12 protein-coding genes are annotated in these 17,351 nt (G+C 47.7%); 1 reads left to right on the forward strand and 11 read right to left on the reverse strand.

What is annotated here, in order from left to right; genetic code table 11:
* Positions 1 to 10: 10 nt before the first annotated feature.
* Both A4V09_RS15610 and A4V09_RS15615 read right to left on the reverse strand, forming a co-directional pair.
* Entirely contained in the window at positions 11 to 1,153 is a 1,143-nt protein-coding gene (locus tag A4V09_RS15610; RefSeq protein ID WP_065543165.1) for an aldo/keto reductase, read from the reverse strand.
* Positions 1,154 to 1,177: 24 nt separating this feature from the next.
* Positions 1,178 to 3,229: a methyl-accepting chemotaxis protein gene (locus A4V09_RS15615; RefSeq protein WP_065543166.1), complete on the reverse strand. Its 2,052-nt coding sequence runs from the start codon at positions 3,227 to 3,229 to the stop codon at positions 1,178 to 1,180.
* A 439-nt stretch (positions 3,230 to 3,668) separates the two neighbouring features.
* Here A4V09_RS15615 and A4V09_RS15625 point away from each other — a divergent pair, with 439 nt between their 5' ends.
* Positions 3,669 to 5,114 (forward strand): GntR family transcriptional regulator, encoded by a 1,446-nt coding sequence (locus tag A4V09_RS15625; protein ID WP_065543168.1) that lies wholly within the window; start codon positions 3,669 to 3,671, stop codon positions 5,112 to 5,114.
* On the opposite strand, the gene A4V09_RS15630 is transcribed toward A4V09_RS15625, so the two are convergent.
* From A4V09_RS15630 to A4V09_RS15670, 9 genes are all read right to left on the reverse strand, one after another.
* The gene (locus tag A4V09_RS15630; RefSeq protein ID WP_065543169.1) at positions 5,108 to 6,799 is read right to left on the reverse strand and encodes a methyl-accepting chemotaxis protein; all 1,692 of its coding nucleotides are present in this window, start codon (positions 6,797 to 6,799) and stop codon (positions 5,108 to 5,110) included. The genes A4V09_RS15625 and A4V09_RS15630 overlap by 7 nt on opposite strands.
* A 406-nt stretch (positions 6,800 to 7,205) precedes the next feature.
* Positions 7,206 to 8,429 (reverse strand): 23S rRNA (uracil(1939)-C(5))-methyltransferase RlmD, encoded by a 1,224-nt coding sequence (gene rlmD, locus A4V09_RS15635; RefSeq protein WP_330396450.1) that lies wholly within the window; start codon positions 8,427 to 8,429, stop codon positions 7,206 to 7,208.
* A gap of 83 nt (positions 8,430 to 8,512) precedes the next feature.
* On the reverse strand, positions 8,513 to 10,294 hold the full coding sequence (locus tag A4V09_RS15640; protein WP_065543170.1) for a cobaltochelatase CobT-related protein: 1,782 nt from the start codon (positions 10,292 to 10,294) through the stop codon (positions 8,513 to 8,515).
* The gene (locus tag A4V09_RS15645; protein WP_065543171.1) at positions 10,291 to 11,211 is read right to left on the reverse strand and encodes an AAA family ATPase; all 921 of its coding nucleotides are present in this window, start codon (positions 11,209 to 11,211) and stop codon (positions 10,291 to 10,293) included. The genes A4V09_RS15640 and A4V09_RS15645 overlap by 4 nt, the downstream gene beginning before the upstream one ends.
* Before the next feature lie 276 nt (positions 11,212 to 11,487).
* Positions 11,488 to 13,602 (reverse strand): glutamine synthetase III family protein, encoded by a 2,115-nt coding sequence (locus tag A4V09_RS15650; protein WP_065543172.1) that lies wholly within the window; start codon positions 13,600 to 13,602, stop codon positions 11,488 to 11,490.
* A 171-nt stretch (positions 13,603 to 13,773) separates the two neighbouring features.
* The gene (locus tag A4V09_RS15655) at positions 13,774 to 14,328 is read right to left on the reverse strand and encodes a manganese efflux pump MntP (RefSeq protein WP_065543173.1); all 555 of its coding nucleotides are present in this window, start codon (positions 14,326 to 14,328) and stop codon (positions 13,774 to 13,776) included.
* 61 nt (positions 14,329 to 14,389) lie between these two features.
* Positions 14,390 to 15,310 carry a diacylglycerol/lipid kinase family protein gene (locus A4V09_RS15660; RefSeq protein ID WP_065543174.1) on the reverse strand — a complete coding sequence of 307 codons (921 nt, stop codon included), beginning with the start codon at positions 15,308 to 15,310 and terminating at the stop codon, positions 14,390 to 14,392.
* A 434-nt stretch (positions 15,311 to 15,744) separates the two neighbouring features.
* On the reverse strand, positions 15,745 to 16,281 hold the full coding sequence (locus A4V09_RS15665) for a bL17 family ribosomal protein (protein WP_065543175.1): 537 nt from the start codon (positions 16,279 to 16,281) through the stop codon (positions 15,745 to 15,747).
* Between the two features lie 91 nt (positions 16,282 to 16,372).
* The gene (locus tag A4V09_RS15670) at positions 16,373 to 17,332 is read right to left on the reverse strand and encodes a DNA-directed RNA polymerase subunit alpha (protein WP_018595063.1); all 960 of its coding nucleotides are present in this window, start codon (positions 17,330 to 17,332) and stop codon (positions 16,373 to 16,375) included.
* Positions 17,333 to 17,351 lie beyond the last annotated feature (19 nt).

Raw genomic sequence — 17,351 nt, forward strand, 5'->3', positions numbered from 1 at the left:
TAAGAAGGGGCTATTTAAAAAGTTCTTCCGCTTTTCTCATTTTTTCTGTGACGGCCACGCCAAAGGGGCAGTTATCCTCACAGCTTTTACACTCCGCGCAGTCTTTCCCATTTGCAGTCAGGCCTTCATAATGGGCCTTCAGCGCCGCAGGAACCTCCGGCTGCATCACTGCCAGGTCATACAGTTTGTTCACCATGGCAATGTCGATCCCGGAGGGACACGGTGCGCAGTGCCCGCAATAGGTACACTGTCCATAATAAGCGTGGGCCGGGGCATTGGCAAGCACTGTGGCATAATCCTTTTCTTTCTCTGAGGCTGTTTCATACGCCACCGCCTGGTCTACATGTTCAGGCGTGTCATAACCCACCATGACACTGGCAACTCCCGGACGCGTCAGGGCATAGTGCAGACACTGCACCGGTGTCAGCGCCACTTGAAACGGGGATGTCTCAGCCGAAAACAGACGTCCGCCCGCATACCCTTTCATAACCGTAATGCCTACCCCGTTCTTTTCACAGATTCTGTACAGTTCCGCCCGTTCAGGTGCAATGCCTCCCAGCTTTTCATCATAGCTTTCTTTAAAATACTCGGTCATGTCCTCACTTGCGGGAAGCATGTCAAACGCAGGGTTAATGCTGAATAAGATCATTTCGATCTTACCGCTCACGGCAGCCAGCTTTGCAACTGCCGGGTTGTGTGTGCTCATTCCAATATGCCGGATCATCCCCTTTTCCTTCAGTTCCCCGGCATATGCATAGAATTCCCCATCCATAATACGATGAAACTCTTCTTCCTCATCCACAAAATGGATCATGCCCAGATCTATGTAATCGGTTCCCAGACGCTCCAGCAGATCACAAAAAGCAGACTTAGTCTGGGCCAGGTCACGGGTCCTAACATACTGGCCGCCGCGCCAGGTGGAGCCCAGATGCCCCTGGATGATCCAGTGTTGTCTCCTTCCTTTGATCGCCGCGCCGATATTTGACCTTACATTCGGCTCTGACATCCAGCAGTCCAGAATATTGATCCCCGCTTCCTCACAGTGCAGGACCACCTCTTTTACCTCCTGGGCAGTGTGCCGCTCCAGCCACTCTGCACCCAGGCCGATCTCGCTGACCTTTAGTCCTGTTCTCCCAAGTTCTCTGTATCTCATCTTATCCTCCCTTTCCTTCTGATGTTATTTTTTGATCCTGAATTTTCCAATCAGTTCTTTTAAGATCTGCGCCTGGGCGGAAAGCTCCTCACTGGCGGCAGCGCTCTCCTCCGCGGTACCGGAGTTTACCTGGACCACGCCGTAAATCTGCTCTATTCCCTGTGATACCTGCTCTACAGAATGGGCCTGCTCACCGGATGCCTCTGAGATTTTGTCAATGGCGTCAGCCACCCCGCCAACTCCTTCTACCACAAGTTTCAGTGTCTTTGCGGTTTCGTCCGCTAGCGCCGCTCCATTTTCCACGGCTCTTAAAGAACTCTCTATCAGCACCGTGGTATTTCTGGATGCCTCGGCGCTCTTGTTGGCAAGGTTTCTCACCTCCCCTGCAACTACAGCAAATCCCCTGCCGCTCTCTCCGGCTCTGGCTGCCTCCACAGCGGCATTCAGCGCCAGTATATTTGTCTGGAACGCTATGTCCTCAATCGTCTTGACGATATTGCCTATTTCCCGTGAACATTCTCTCAGCTCCTGCATTGCTGCCAGCATTTCCTGCATACGGATGTCGCTGGCCGCCGCCTCCCGGCCCACATCTGCGGCTCTTTGGCTGGCTTTTGCAGCACTTTCCGCATTAGCGGCGATCTGTGCGGATATCACCCCGATACTCTCTGCCAGCTCTTCCACTGCGCCCGCCTGTTCCGACGCGCCCTGGGCAAGGGACTGAGCCCCCTCTGAAACCTGCTCTGAACCACAAGATACCTGTTCAGCCGAGACATTGATCTGCCCCAGTGTTATATTCAGTGACTCAATGATCTGTTCCAGCGCCTCCCGGATGAACCGCAGATCGCCGATGTAATTGCCATTTACCGTCACATCCAGATTGCCATGTGATATCTCACTCAAAATATGAGTAATATCATGTATCATTTCTTTCAGCGTGCTGACAGAGGAACGGATGCTGCCAGCCATACGTCCAATCTCATCATTGCCGTATTCTTTGATCGTAACCTCCAGGTTTCCGGCGGAAAACTCCTCCATATTGCTGCTGATCTCCGCAAGGGGCCTCATCATCCTTCTGGTAACGGCAATCACAATAACAGCCAGGAGTCCGAGTATGATAACCGACAGCAGCACAAGTACAGCGATCAGATAATTCCGGGTTGCATTTACCTCTGCCAACGGCAGTGTGGCAGCGGCCAGCCAGCCTGTTGTTTCACAGTTTCTGAACATGGAGGTATAAGCAGTATCACTGTAATGAAAATCCACGATTCCATTGTAGCCGCTTTTTACTTTTTCTTTGTAGTCATTGGATATATCCAGTTCCTCCACGTTTTTCCCCATTGCTGCGGGGTCATCGCTGTATATGTAATCCGAATCGTGGGAGATTACTTCCAGATATCCCTCTTCCCCCACCTTTATCTCTGAGAGAAGCTGTGACAGACTGCTCACAAAGACATCCAAACCGGCATATCCCGCAATATCCGCACCATCTTCAGAAAAAACCGGCGAAACCACAGACACAATAGATTCTCCTGAGGCGGGATCCAAGTAAGGCTCTGACACCACTGTTTTCTTCCCATCAAGCAGGGGTTGGCGCCATATGACTTGTTTCAAATTTGCATCCACTGCCTCACCGTTTGAAAGAAAGTAGCTGTCCGTCCTCTCGTCTGCGGCCCATACCTGCATAACCATCTGGTCAGACATACGCTCCAATGCCCCTGATAGTTCTTTTCTTACCACATCCCTGCCCTCATACCGGTCAATATCCTCCGCCGTATTCACGGCTTCAAAGTAATGCTGCAGAACAGCGCTCTCCTGAAACATACTGACTGACGCAATTTTACTGCTGAAAAAATCATCCACAACAGAAACCGCATAATCTGTCTGCACATCCAAAAGTTCTTCATTAAGGTCTGAGATAGCACCGGCTGCCATTATGCAGGAAATAACAATCAAAATAGCCAGTGACGGAGTCAGCGCCAACAGCAGGCTCCTGATGATCTTCCCGGAGACAGACCTTTCCCTCTTTTTCACAGGCTCGTTACCATATTTATTTTCTCTGTTTGAAATATTAGACATTGTTCTCCTCCAAAATCATGGCATCGGCCGGTCCTTACGGACAGCAGCTCAATTCCAGTCAGAATATTCAACTTATATACCAAGTATTATACCATGCGCCCAGCAAAAGGCCAATAGATTCCCATATCAATCCGTATATTCCCCATCATCCCCGGAATATGGGCTGAATGCTTCTGCCAATGCAGACTGCAGCATCTGCATGTCACAGTAAACTGGTATCTGACATATCCCGGCTGCTTCTCAGGCTCCGGAATCAACAGTTCACGGAGAACCGGTTCATGTCCTGGCCGCCTGATTGGCATAGAGAATATCAATATTCCGGGAGGATATGCACGGAATCTCCGCATAGCGCACAGCTTGATCCTGTGGTAAAATATTTATGTTCATGCTATACTGATTTAAAAATACTGATGGAAACAAAAGAAATGAGGTAAGACTTGTGAAAGATGATACAGAACTGTGCAACGTAGTTTATGGTGTATTAAAAACACACATTCAATTCGGGGTCTACCATTATGGCCATACGCTTCCCAAAATGGAACATGCGGCAGGCAGCTTTTTTGTCTCACTGGATACCATACGCCGGGCATATCTGCGCCTGCAGAAGGATGGCTATATCACCATCTCCCAGAATGTAGGGTCTGTGGTCATAAAGGATTACAGTGAACAGCAGATAGAGGACAATGTCCAGCTCTTCTTTTCCCAAAGAAAAAATGCCCTGATTGATTTAAGTAAATCAATAGGACCGCTGACAGGCCATGCCCAGTGGCTCGGACTTAAAAATGCACCTGCAAAGATGCTCAACAGTACGCATCTGTCTGATGCCGATCATACATATCCTCCGGTTTTTGCGTTCGACTACATTATGACAGCTTATGCGTCTTTGGGAAACGATCTTTTCCTTCGGCTGCTGTGGCAGATCTTTACCTTTTTTGAGGCACCTTTTTTCAGTACACCCGAAAATCCTTGGCATATGTCAGTCGTCACGGAATATGCGCCGCGCTCTTTAGAATTTTGCCTGAAAAAAGACTGGGATTCTCTGCGCAGATCCATCCGCAGCGCACAGGATTCCATTTCCCTGTCCCTGTGCCGGTTTTATGAAGAAAGGATCACCATGCCCGGGCCGTCCCAGGAGATCCCGTTCACATGGAGCCCATATAAAAAAGCATCACAAATATGCTACTCACTGGCAATGGACCTTCTCACCTCAATCAGCCGGGGCCAGTATCCTGCAGACACCTTTCTCCCTTCTCTGAGTCAGCTTTCCAAAGAGAGAAATGTATCTGTGAGTACGGTCCGCAGGGCACTTTCCCTGCTCAACGGCGTGGGTGCCACCAAATCCTTCAAACGGATCGGAACTAAAGTGCTGTCTTACAAAGAGACAGCAAAAAACTGCGATTTTACAAAACCTGCTGTCCGGAAACGGATGTTAGATATGGCAAAAAGCCTGCAGATCCTGGCCTTATCCTGCAGGGAAGTTTCGGAAATCACCATATCTTCGCTGGATACCAATGCCATACAGGATTGTCAGGAACGACTGTCAGGACTGAAAGACCGTCAGCAGTATGAGCTGATCACTTATGCCACATTGGATTTGCTGAGACAATATTCCCCATATGAGGCTGTCCGTACCGTTTACACGGAGCTCCTGCAGCAGCTTTTCTGGGGATACACACTTTACAGTATATGGAAAAGGAGTGATGATAAAAAGAAGCTGTATATTTCCTGCTTTGAAACCTTCAGCCGTTCCCTGGAAGAAGCAGACGCCGTCCGTTTTTCTGAGAAACTGGAAGAACTATTGATGCATGAGTTTCATTTCACGATCAGCAAACTGGTCCAATCAGGAATAAAAGAAGCGGAAGAACTTCTGATCCCTGATCACTGACATGCATCTGATTCCAGACGAAACTGTCCGGTCAGATTTTTCAAAAGCTGTGCCTGCGCTGACAGCTCTTCACTGGCAGCCGCGCTTTCTTCCGCTGTAGCGGAATTCGTCTGCACCACCTCAGAGATCCGTTCAATTCCCTGTTCTATCTGAAGGATGGAATCTGCCTGCTCTATGGAGGACGCTGTGATCTGCCCAATGATCCCGGTTACAAGCCGGACACTTTCCAGCACCGCGTCAAGCGAGTGGGCTGTCTCATCCGCAATACGTGTACCGCTTATGACGGTATTCAGGGAATTCTCGATCAATGCGGCAGTGTCTTTGGATGCTTCTGCTGATTTTGTGGCAAGATTGCGGACTTCCGCTGCGACCACGGAAAATCCTCTGCCTGCTTCCCCGGCTCTGGCTGCTTCCACTGACGCATTGAGTGCAAGAATATTGGTCTGGAACGCAATATCCTCAATTGTCTTGATGATTTTACCGATCTCTCTGGAACTGGTGCTTATATCAGCCATGGCTGATACCATATCCTGCATCCTGCGGTTACTCTCTACGGCCTCGCTCCCCGCCGCATTTGCACGCCGGTCTGCCTCTTCCGCGTAGTCTGCATTATGTTTTACATGATTGGAAATGCCTCTGATGGTCTCCGCAAGTTCTTCGATGGAGGACGCCTGTTCTGCCGCCCCCTGGGAAAGAGCCTGGGCTCCTGATGACACCTGGTCAGCCCCTGATGACACCTGGTCAGAAGACAGATCGATCTGCATCAATGTATCGCTTAGTGAGGTTTTGATCCGTTCAATAGATTCCAGCACTTTTCCAAAGTCCCCTACATACTTTTCCTCCGCTTTTGACCGCACATTAAAATTACCGTCTGCCATTTCTCCCAGCAAAGTACCCTCATCCTGTATGATGGTTAAAAGCGAATCCACCACACTGCGCATACTGTCAGCCAAATGGCCCAGTTCGTCTTTTGCCGTATAACCGATGGCTGCTGCCCTCAGGTTTCCACTGGCCAGGTTATCCGCAGCCTGTGCCAGTTCCGAAACCGGCACAGTGATAGCCCTGGTAATATAGGTGCCGAACAGAATACTGATCAAAATACTGCAGATTCCCAGAAAACTCAGCATAATTATAGCATTCCTCTGGTCTACACGTATATTTTCTATCAGCTCCTCTGCTTTCAGATCGCTATTCTCACTCAACAGATCCAGTTCTTCCTGGGCCGCTTTTATGGTGGGAATATTGTTGGCCTCCATATATGCTGCCGCTTCCCTTGTTTTATTCTGAGCTGCCAGTTCCAGGACCTGCTGTCTCATAGGCGCCAGCTTGGTGAACTGCTCCTCCAGCCTGATTATGATCTGTTTGTCGCCAAGAAAATGTTCCTTCACAATAGGGAGCTGTTCCTGTATTATTTTGGCAGACTCTTTGGCATCTTCTATGGCCTCACCGGTGATCGCCTCATCCCCATTGGCGATTGAACGGTACACCGCTTTCTGCATTCTCTCAAAATTAGAGTTGATCATATTGGCGCTGCCTTTTACAAGAAACGGCCCGTCATAAAATGTCTCAAGTTGTTTGCTGAAATCTACAAGATTCACAATACTGACGGCCATTCCTGTAATAAGGAACAGAAGTATAACAACATAAGATATAACCAACTTTTTACTGATTCTTAAGTTTTTCATTTTCACCTTTCCCGTGCTAAAAACAATTGTCCCCTTCTTTGCTCCTATACATGAATATTATGTTAAGTATAACAAACCATGATAAAAATAGCAACGTTTTACCATGGTTCATGTTTGTTTTTGCCGTAGTCCCGGTCTGTTTTTCTGCCAATTGGTGATGCGTTCACGGTCATCCGCCCGCTGAAATTATCCACAGCCGCAAGCGGCTCAGAGGAAAAAATAGAACTGACGGGATTTTCATTTTCCGCACAAAAAGCAGACGATAATGTATTCGACTAAATCGCTACGCAGTTCGTAGCTTATTGGATAAGTAAGATAAAATACACTTTGTTTCCTGCTTCAGATAAAATTTTTTAATATGTTCATAAACCAGCAGAATATTTGCCTGAAGTTCCTTTCCAATTTATCAACCCTTCTGCACGAGAAGCACGGCGGTTTCCACATACTCCGTCCAAGCAAACATATCATAAGGCACCGCCCTCACCGCCTCATATCCCTTCCTTACCAAATACCGCAGATCCCTTGCCAGTGTCACCGGATTGCAGGAAATATACACCACCTTTTCCGGCCCCAGTTTCACCACGGAAGACAGAAAGGCTTCATCACTGCCAGCTCTGGGCGGGTCCATGAAAACCACGTCGGCCCGCTTCCCTTCTGCGGCCATCTGTACCATGAATGCCCCGGCATCGCCCTGGCATACCTTGAAATTTTTACTGCCATTTCTCTTTGCATTGATCCCTGCGTCGCGCACTGCATCCTTATTTAATTCCACGCCGATCACTTCCTTCGCATGTTTGGATGCGATCAGGCCGATGGTGCCAATACCGCAGTATGCGTCAATCACCCGCTCTTTGCCTGTAAGGCCCGCAAATTCCACAGCTTTCCCATACAGCTTTTCCGTCTGCACAGGATTCACCTGATAAAAGGAAGAAGGCGAGATGCGGAAAATACAGCCGCAGAGCTCATCCTCAATATACCCCTTTCCGTAAATGGTAATGTTCCTCTCCCCCAGCACCATGCTTGTCCGCTTATCATTCACATTCAAAACAACCGTTGTGATCTCCGGATGCAGCTTTCTCAGGGCCTTCACAAAATTATTCTTGGATGGAAAAATAGGTGACACCAATACTAAAACCACCATAATTTCCCCACTTGTAAATCCCCTGCGCACCATGACATACCGCAGAAGCCCGTACCCGCTGTCCTCATTATAAATCTTGATCTTAAATGACCTCAAAAGCCCCCGAATGTCCCTCACAATGGCGTCTGCTTTCTCATCTTCGATGAGACAGTCATCCACAGGCACGACTCTGTGGGTTCCCTCCGCGTATTTTCCGGAAACAACACTTCCGTCCCGAAGATGCGCAAACGCAGCATGTATCTTATTCCTGTAATGATAAGGATTCTCCATCCCCACAATAGGCTCCACTTTGCAGATTCCCTTTAAAAGTTTCCTCACCTGTTTTTCCTTCATATCGGTCTGTTCTTTATAAGAAGTGCCCTTGCAGCTGCATCCTCCGCATCTTTTCACTACAGGACATTTTTTGCTCTCCACTTTATTTGCCATACATAATAACCTTTCTTTCCTCTGCTTTTTCACCACGCAGCTCACATCCTTGCTGCTTTCCATCTATTATATCTGTTAATCCTGCCCGCGTCCATATAAAAGAACGGCAGATACCTCCAAATCACCGAAGGCCCCTGCCGTCTGCACTATTCCTCTTTCTCCAGCTGCCGTATCAGATATCTTCCCACCACTTTTGAAAATCCGTTCACATTATGGATATAAGCAAAATCCTTTCCAAAGATTTTCTTCTCTGCCGGCAAATCCTTTTCCTCCCCGGCAAAAACACCGAGAACACACACACCCTGGTTTCTCAGCCTACGCACCTCAAAAGCGGTATCCGATATGGCGTATTTTCCCTGATATGGCTGCGGATTTCTGGCGTTTGGGCGGTTCAGGATCACATCGTACGGCCGGCCGTCACTTAACACGATCAGTACCTTGTGCTCCTCATCCCTGTTCAGCAATTCATGGCCCGCGGCTTTCAGAGCTAGACCGTCCCTGTTGTTGGAGGATGTAATATATTCAAAAATGTTGCTGTTTGCACTCCTGTCATCTTCATAACTGCGGAAACGCTGCATAATAGTGTAGTCCCAGAAAGTACAGAAACTCATAACCCGGTGAGGAATATTCACATTACTCAGTGCTTCGCTTAAAATGTAAGCCTGCATGGCAACCTGTCCCTGCCTGCTTCTCTGAGACCCGCTGGCGTCAATCAGCACATCTACCACAAAATCACTGTTATCCTGCTTCAGCTCCCGCACAAAAAATTTTGCGTCCTGTGTCCTGCCGATCCGCCACAGACGGGAGGGGATGATCTTTCCTCTGTCTGAAAGCGCGTCATCTGTTTCATCCCGCATGGTAAATGCCTTTTTCAGCATATCGGTGAGTGTCCAGATATTATTCTTCACCATCCTGTGATTGTTGTGGTAAGCATATAGATTTTTATCTTTCTGCTTTTTGGCGTATTCATACTGGTAATTGCGGAGCACAGGATTCTTTAAAACCCCTTCCGTAAAATACAGGCTGCAGTCCGCATGGATACCTCTGCACAATAAATAATTCAGACGTTTTTCCTCCGGCTCGGTCAAATAGGACTTCCCGTAATTTCTCTGTACATAACTGTACATACGTTCCAGGGCTTTTTCATCAACCAGCAGAACCTTTTTCTTATTAGTGTTCTCCTCTTCCCTGTCCTCCTCCTGTTCCTGCTGTTTTGCCTGCTCCATCATGTCCAGGTTTGTCATGCTCTCCGTTACTTTATCCAGATAAGCGGAAAAGGTTTCCTCCAAAGCCTCCTCCTCCAGATAATCTTTCCAGGAAAACTCTGTTAATTCCTCCAAAGTGACTGCCAGCACGCGCTCCAGAGAACCGTGTTGCTTTACAAACTGAGGGTCCACAATCTCATTATAAAGAAAATCCACTGTCCGTATGACTTCCATAGTATCCACGGCATTTTTCAGCTCATAAACTTTCTCCATGAACCCTCGGAGCCTGTTTGTGGCTGGTTCCTCCCCATTCAGAGCTTCCTTAAAAAGGGATATTTTTAACCGGCCTGCCTCATACCCCACTAGTTGAGAAAAATCCATCTCCAAGGTGTCCTCAAAAGCTTTTGTCCTGATCTCCCCTACGCCTTCCCTCTCCTCCATGATCCGGTCACAGACCGCCCACTCAATACAAAGCTGTGCAAGGCTGATCAATTCCCCTTCCTGGGCGTGAAGGTATATTTTCTTAACCAGATACAAGGAAAGCTCTTCCCGGTCAAAATAGCGGGCAAAGGCGCCCTGTTTGATGCCGTCATAAAGAGCGATATACCTGGAACGCCGGAAACTCTCCAAATCCGGTTTTACATCCAGGGTATAGTCCCCGCTCACCGTCCACATCAGATTGCGGATTCTGTTCTCCAGCTCCAGCTCAAATTCTTCTCTCATTGAAATACATCCCCTGTATTCCAGGATTCCGGTATCCGTGTCATGACCACATCCTGGACAATCTCTTTTTCAAATACATCAAAACATTTGTTGACGACTCCCATGCGCACGGCAAGCGCGGGATGAAGCCCACAGGAAACTGCCTTCAGTGCTCCCAGCATTCCCCGCAGATCCAGAGACTTTGTAGTGATCTCACTGTTGCCTGCCTTTGTCTGTAAATCCATGAAAAGTCCGATCCACTGCTTCAGCGCATTTTCTTTGATCTGTGGAAATTTCCTGCGGAATATATATTCCAGAGTCTCTTCATTCTGAGGCGGCATATCAATCACAAGGAATCGGGAAACCAGCGCCTCGTTCAGTTCTTTTGTACCTGCATATCCGTAATTCATGGTTCCGATAAAACGTGCGGCGTCATGCAGATCTATCTTGTCATATCCCGGCACGTCAATACAGCGCCTATAATCCAAAGAAGCATGAAGAACAGAAACCGCATCATTTTTGGCCATGTTGATCTCATCCAAAACCCCGAAACCGCCGAATTCCGCACATCGGTAAATACTTCCCTTGCGCAGTTCCACTTCATTATTCACAAAAGTGTCTGTGCCGATCAAATCGCCGCTGTTGGTGTTTACATGGAAGGAAACATTGTATACCGGCCTGGCGAAAATCCATGCCAGATTCTCTGCCAGCATATTTTTCCCTGTAGCCTTAGGACCTGTCAGAAGCAGGTTCTCCCCCTCCAGAAGAGCGGCAATGCCCATTTCCAGCACTTCTCTGCCGTAAAATGGCATGTCCGGGCAAATCACGCGCCCTTTCGCCTCCTCCGCCACGTCATACCTTGACCGAAATTCCTCCACCCCGTCAATGAGGCCGCGATCCACACCCTGTTCCCGTAAAAATTCCAATTCTTTATCCATTTACAATTCCTCTCATCTGCTCATTCTTCTCTTGCTTACTCTGCCCAAACCACAGCTTTTATAAATAATAACTCATTCCTGCTGTTCACTGACACTATCCCGGTTTCTCTTAACCCGCATCATCATTATCAAACGCTTCCTATATCTTATATGGCACCTTCACTTTTATCTGATCATAGCATTTCATTTAACAGCCGTCTGTTGCATCTGCAACACCACATTTTTATTATAACACAAAAGGTGTTCCGAATCTGCATCCGGAACACCTTTTCTAAATTATACATCAAACAGCAAATCCCCATAAGAAGGCATTGGCCACATATCTTTATCCACGATCATTTCCAGCTCATCCACCGGACGGCGCAGAGCCTCCATTGCGGGCATTACTTTCTCCCGGTAATAGAAAGCACGTTCTTTACCTTCCTCCATGGCTGCTGCTGTTTTTGCCACCTCTTTTAAATGATTCAGAGCGTCCCTGGTATCCTTCAGGAGGGCAGATGTATCTCTGAGCAGCTCTGTCTGCACATCCACATCCAGAATCCCTGCGGAAACCACTGCATTGATGGAATCTGCCAGGTTCTTTGTATATCTGATCACTGCCGGGATGATCTGCTTGCTGGCAACATCTATCATAGTCCTGGCCTCAATATTGATGGCTTTGGAATATGTCTCGTATTTAATCTCTTTTCGGGATTCCAGCTCTGCCTTTGTAAAGACGCCAAACTCCTCGAACAGACTCACAGACTCCTCATAAGTCAGAGCCTCCACAGCTTCCACCATGCATCCGATATTTGGAAGGCCTCTCTTTGCTGCCTCTTCTACCCATTCTTCAGAATATCCGTTGCCGTTAAACACGATTCTCTGATGCTGTGTGAAATTCCTCTTGATCAGGTCATGGACTGCCATATCGAAGTCTTCCGCCTTTTCCAGCACATCACAGGCTTCCTTGAAAGACTGGGCCACAATGGTATTCAGCACCATATTCGCAGGGGCAATGGAATCCCTGGAACCAACCATACGGAATTCAAATTTATTGCCGGTAAATGCAAAGGGTGAGGTCCTGTTCCTGTCTGTGGTATCACGCATAAACTCAGGAATAGATTTCACGCCTGTTTCCAGCTTCTCACTCTCAATACTGTGGTCAGCCATACCCGTTGTGATCAACTGGTTCATAACATCCGTAAGCTGGTCACCCAAAAATACCGAGATAATAGCCGGAGGAGCCTCATTCGCCCCCAGGCGATGGTCATTTCCCACATCCGCAGCGGATTCCCGAAGCAGTGCAGCGTGTCTGTCCACAGCCTTTAACACACAGCTTAAAACAAGCAGAAACTGGATATTCTGATGGGGTGTAATGCCCGGATCCAGCAGATTCACTCCGGTATCTGTAGTCAGAGACCAGTTATTGTGCTTACCGGAACCATTCACACCGGCAAAAGGCTTCTCGTGGAGCAGACATTTCATTCCGTGCTGGGAAGCGATGCGTTTCAATGTCTGCATAATGATCTGATTGTGGTCAGCCTCCACATTGACTTCTGCATAGATAGGTGCCAGCTCATGCTGTGCCGGAGCGGCCTCGTTATGCTGTGTCTTGGAAGTAACCCCCAGTTTCCACAGTTCCTCATTTACGTGCTTCATGTATGCGGATATTTTCTGACGGATGGTTCCCAGATAATGGTCATCCATCTCCTGGCCCTTGGGAGGCATAGCGCCGAAAAGCGTGCGTCCCGTAAAAGTCAAGTCCTTTCTCTGCATAAAATTCTTATCGCTCACCAGAAAATATTCCTGCTCCGCTCCCACGGAGGGGGTAACTTTCTTGGCTGCTGTATCACCGAAAAGGCGGATCAGGCGCAATGCCTGTTTATTAATAGCCTGCATAGAACGCAGCAGCGGGGTTTTCTGATCAAGGGCTTCCCCTGTATAGGAACAGAATGCTGTAGGAATACAGAGTGTGGCACCTGCCGCATCATGCCTTACAAACGCCGGAGAGGTACAGTCCCAAACCGTATACCCTCTGGCCTCAAAAGTGGCGCGCAGTCCGCCGGACGGAAAGGAAGACGCGTCCGGTTCCCCTTTGATCAACTCTTTGCCTGAAAAACTCATCAGGACCTTCCCGCTAGGAAGCGGCGCAGTAATAAAAGAATCATGTTTCTCAGCAGTCACGCCCGTCAACGGCTGAAACCAGTGAGTATAATGTGTCGCCCCTTTTTCCATAGCCCATTCTTTCATCTCGTGGGCAATCACATCCGCGATCTCAGGGGACAGTTCTTTTCCCTCCAGGATTGCCTGTTTCAAATCCTTGTAAACCTTTTTCGGAAGACGCTGCTGCATGACCGTGTCATTAAACACATCCTCTCCGAAAATTTCAGCTACGTTTGTATACTCGCTCATATGTTTTTCCTTTCCTTACTGTGTTGCCCCATACTACATCTCTCCCAGGCCCCATATTTTTCCCTTATATGCCATACATCCCCGCACCTGAGAGCCACGGAGATACTTAGTCATTAAAACTGTTTCTACGATACCGCAAAAACTGCCAAAAATCAAGAAAAAATTTATGATTTAGCCACGCAGGGAGCCAATAGCCAGCAAAAGAAGACACACCCCGCTGAGCCAGGACAAATCCCGGTTCAAAATATGCCGGGTTCCGTGCCCAAGCATCCAGCCGGCCTCCATCACAACAATACCTGCCAGAAAAGAGCCAATAACCAGCAGTACCTGCCCGGACTGCACCAGCCCGGTCCCGATCCCCACTGCAATACTGTCAAGGGACAATATAAAAGCAAGCCCCAAGCCTTCCAGCAGATTCAGCGCCTTCACCTTTTCCGACTCCGCTTCCCCTTTCTTCAAAAAATAAGAGAAAAGTCTGTAACATCCAATACCAAACAACAGAAGGAACCCAAGCCTCCCCGTAACTCCTTCCGGAAGCAGTGAAGCCAGACGGCTTCCCATAAAAATGGCTGTACCTAAAATCGTACTCATCAGCAGGTTCATACAAACCACAATACCCAAAGGCATTTTAGTCTTACTAACCCCATAAGCAAAACTGACCACGAAAGAATCCATGGTCAGTGCAAGAATCAACAATATACCCTTTAAAACAGCTAGAGAATTCATTGCACACCTGATTAGTTTCTGTTTCTATTATAGTATTCCGGTGTGTGCAGAAATGGTATCCCTATACCAGCGTATTGATCAGAGGAACCGTATCATCCTCCGCGATCATGATCTGTACTGCATGCTTCATATTTGTAATTTCTACTTCCCTGTGCTCTCCCCCAAACTCTCCATCCAGGGTCCAGGAAACAGGTCCCTCGCAGGAAATTTTCAGTGATGACGTCTTAAACGACTCGATCAGCTTTGTATCCGCCCCACCCAGCAGAGATGCAATAATCTCATTCAGCTCCAATATATTCTTAGGCCTGTGTACCAGCATAACCTCAAAAACCCCGTCATCCAGCATCACATCCGGTCCTGTAAGTTTCCGGAATCCGCCCACAGAGGTAGCATTACTCACCATCCCAAAAATAAACTCCCCATCCATGGCACATTCCCGGCTTTCAATCCTCATATTATAAGATTTGATATTAAACAATCTCTGAGTTCCTTCTAATATATAGGCCGCATGTCCCAAAATATTTTTCAAATCCTGGTTCGTCTCATAAGAAACATCTGTAAACAGCCCAAATGCCGCAATATACACAAAAAAGTCATCATTAAACTTCCCCACATCAAAAGCGTGAGCCCTTCCCTCCACAATATCCACAGCCGCCTCCAGCATATTCTTAGACACATGCAGGCTGTTAGCAAAATCATTCGTACTCCCTGCAGGAATATACCCCACCGGCGTAGAATGCCCCCCTTCCATGATCCCCGTCACGATCTCATCCAGAGTCCCATCTCCTCCGCTGGTAACCAGCAGATCATACTCCCCGCCCTTACGCCGGGCCACTCTCTGTCCATCCCTGTAAGCCTGCGTAGGATGCACTGTCACCTCATACCCGGCCTTCACAAATATATCCAAAATATCCACCAGCCGGTTCTTAATACTCCCCTTCCCAGCCCTGGGATTAAAAATAAACAACATCCTCTTACCCATAACCAATCCTCCCTTTCCATCTCAGCTTATTTTACTACCGAACCCCCAAATATACAACCCACATTTCCCACCACCATCTTTTCCCTCCCCCAACTTTTCCTGCCCAACGCCCTTTCACCATTTGCTCCCCCACACACAACACCCTTGCACCATCTGTTCCCCCACACACAACACCCTTTCACCATCTGTTCCCACACTCAACCCCCATTCAACATCTGTTCCACACACGACATCCTTTCAACATTTGTTCCCACACTTAACGCTCTTTCAACATCTGTTCCACACACACGACGCCCTTTCACCCCCGCAGGACGCTCTCAGGGGAACCCGCGGCAGGGTGTGGCAGAGGTAATATCCTGCCGCGGGTTCCCCGTCCCCCCTCATACACAACAAAAAAAGACCCCCAGGTTTCCCCCAGAGGCCCAAAATCCATATTAAACTAATTCCAAAACAACTTCCATAGCAGCATCGCCCTTACGCGGTCCGATCTTAACGATTCTAGTATAACCACCATTACGGTCAACATACTTCGGAGCGATCTCAGTAAACATTTTCTCAACCATGTCCACATTCTTGGTATTCTTCTTCTTACCAGCAGCTGCAGCCGGAACTTCCTTTACAGGATAGAAAACTTTTAACATCTGTCTTCTTGCATGTAATCTGGAAGGAGCATCTTTTTTGATTTCCTTTTCCACTTCGTCATATACGGTAACTTTCTTACCATCAACAACTTCTTTTACTCTCTTTCCGTCAGCATCTTTGCGCGGAACTTTTGCCATAACTTTAACTGTCTCAAAGTTGTCTTTTTCTTTCACTGCCATAGCGATCAATCCGTCAGCAATCTTGCGAACTTCTTTTGCTCTGGTCTCGGTGGTAACGATTTTTCCGTGGTATAACAGGTTTGTCACCTGATTTCTCAGTAATGCTTTTCTCTGGTCAGATGTCCTGCCTAATTTTCTATATTTTGCCATCTCAATATTTCCTCCATTTGTGGAACACTATGCCATGCTTCTTCGGTCTTACTGACATACTGCTTTTTGCCCATAAATTCTTATCAGAGGCTTACTCCTCGCTGGGATTTAACTGTAAGCCCAATTCTTTCAGCTTCGCAAGCACTTCTTCCAGAGATTTACGTCCCAGGTTACGGACTTTCATCATATCCTCAGAAGTACGGTTGCAAAGTTCTTCTACTGTATTGATACCAGCACGTTTTAAGCAGTTGTAGGAACGAACGGACAGCTCCAGTTCATCAATATTCATCTCAAGAACTTTTTCTTTCTCGTCATCTTCCTTCTCGATCATGACTTCTGCAGTCTTTGCACTTTCAGAAAGGTCAATAAAGAGGCTTAAATGCTCGCTCAGTACTTTAGCCGCAAGGCTGACTGCCTCATCGGCGTCCAGGGTACCATTGGTGTAAATATCCAGTGTCAGTTTATCAAAGTCAGTAACCTGACCAACACGGGTATTTTCAACAGTCATGTTCACACGCTCTACCGGAGTATAAATTGCATCAACAGCAATCACACCAATCGGCATATCGTCTGTTTTTCCTTTGTCAGCGCTGACATATCCGCGACCCTTGGTAATTGTCAGTTCTGCATTGAATTTGCATCCTGTGCCGCCGTTTAAGGTGGCAATTACCTGTTCTGGGTTCAGGACTTCGATATCCTGATCTACCTGGATATCTGCGCCTGTGACAACACCTTCGCCTTCAAACTCGATATAAGCGGTCTTGGGTTCTGTGCTGTCGCTTGTGTTCTTGATCGCCAGGTTTTTCAGATTCATAATGATCTGTGTCACATCCTCTTTTACACCCGGAATCGAACTGAATTCGTGCAGAACGCCGTCAATCTTGACCTGGCTCACTGCAGCACCCGGCAAAGAAGAAAGCATAATTCTTCTTAAAGAGTTACCAAGAGTGATACCATATCCTCTCTCCAGTGGTTCTACAACGAATTTCCCATATCTCTTATCATCAGACATTTCTGTGATTTGAATTTTGGGTTTGTTAAAATCGAACATGCAAAGCCCTCCTTGCTAC

The sequence above is a fragment of the Blautia pseudococcoides genome (assembly GCF_001689125.2).
In the GTDB taxonomy this organism is placed as follows: domain Bacteria; phylum Bacillota; class Clostridia; order Lachnospirales; family Lachnospiraceae; genus Blautia; species Blautia pseudococcoides.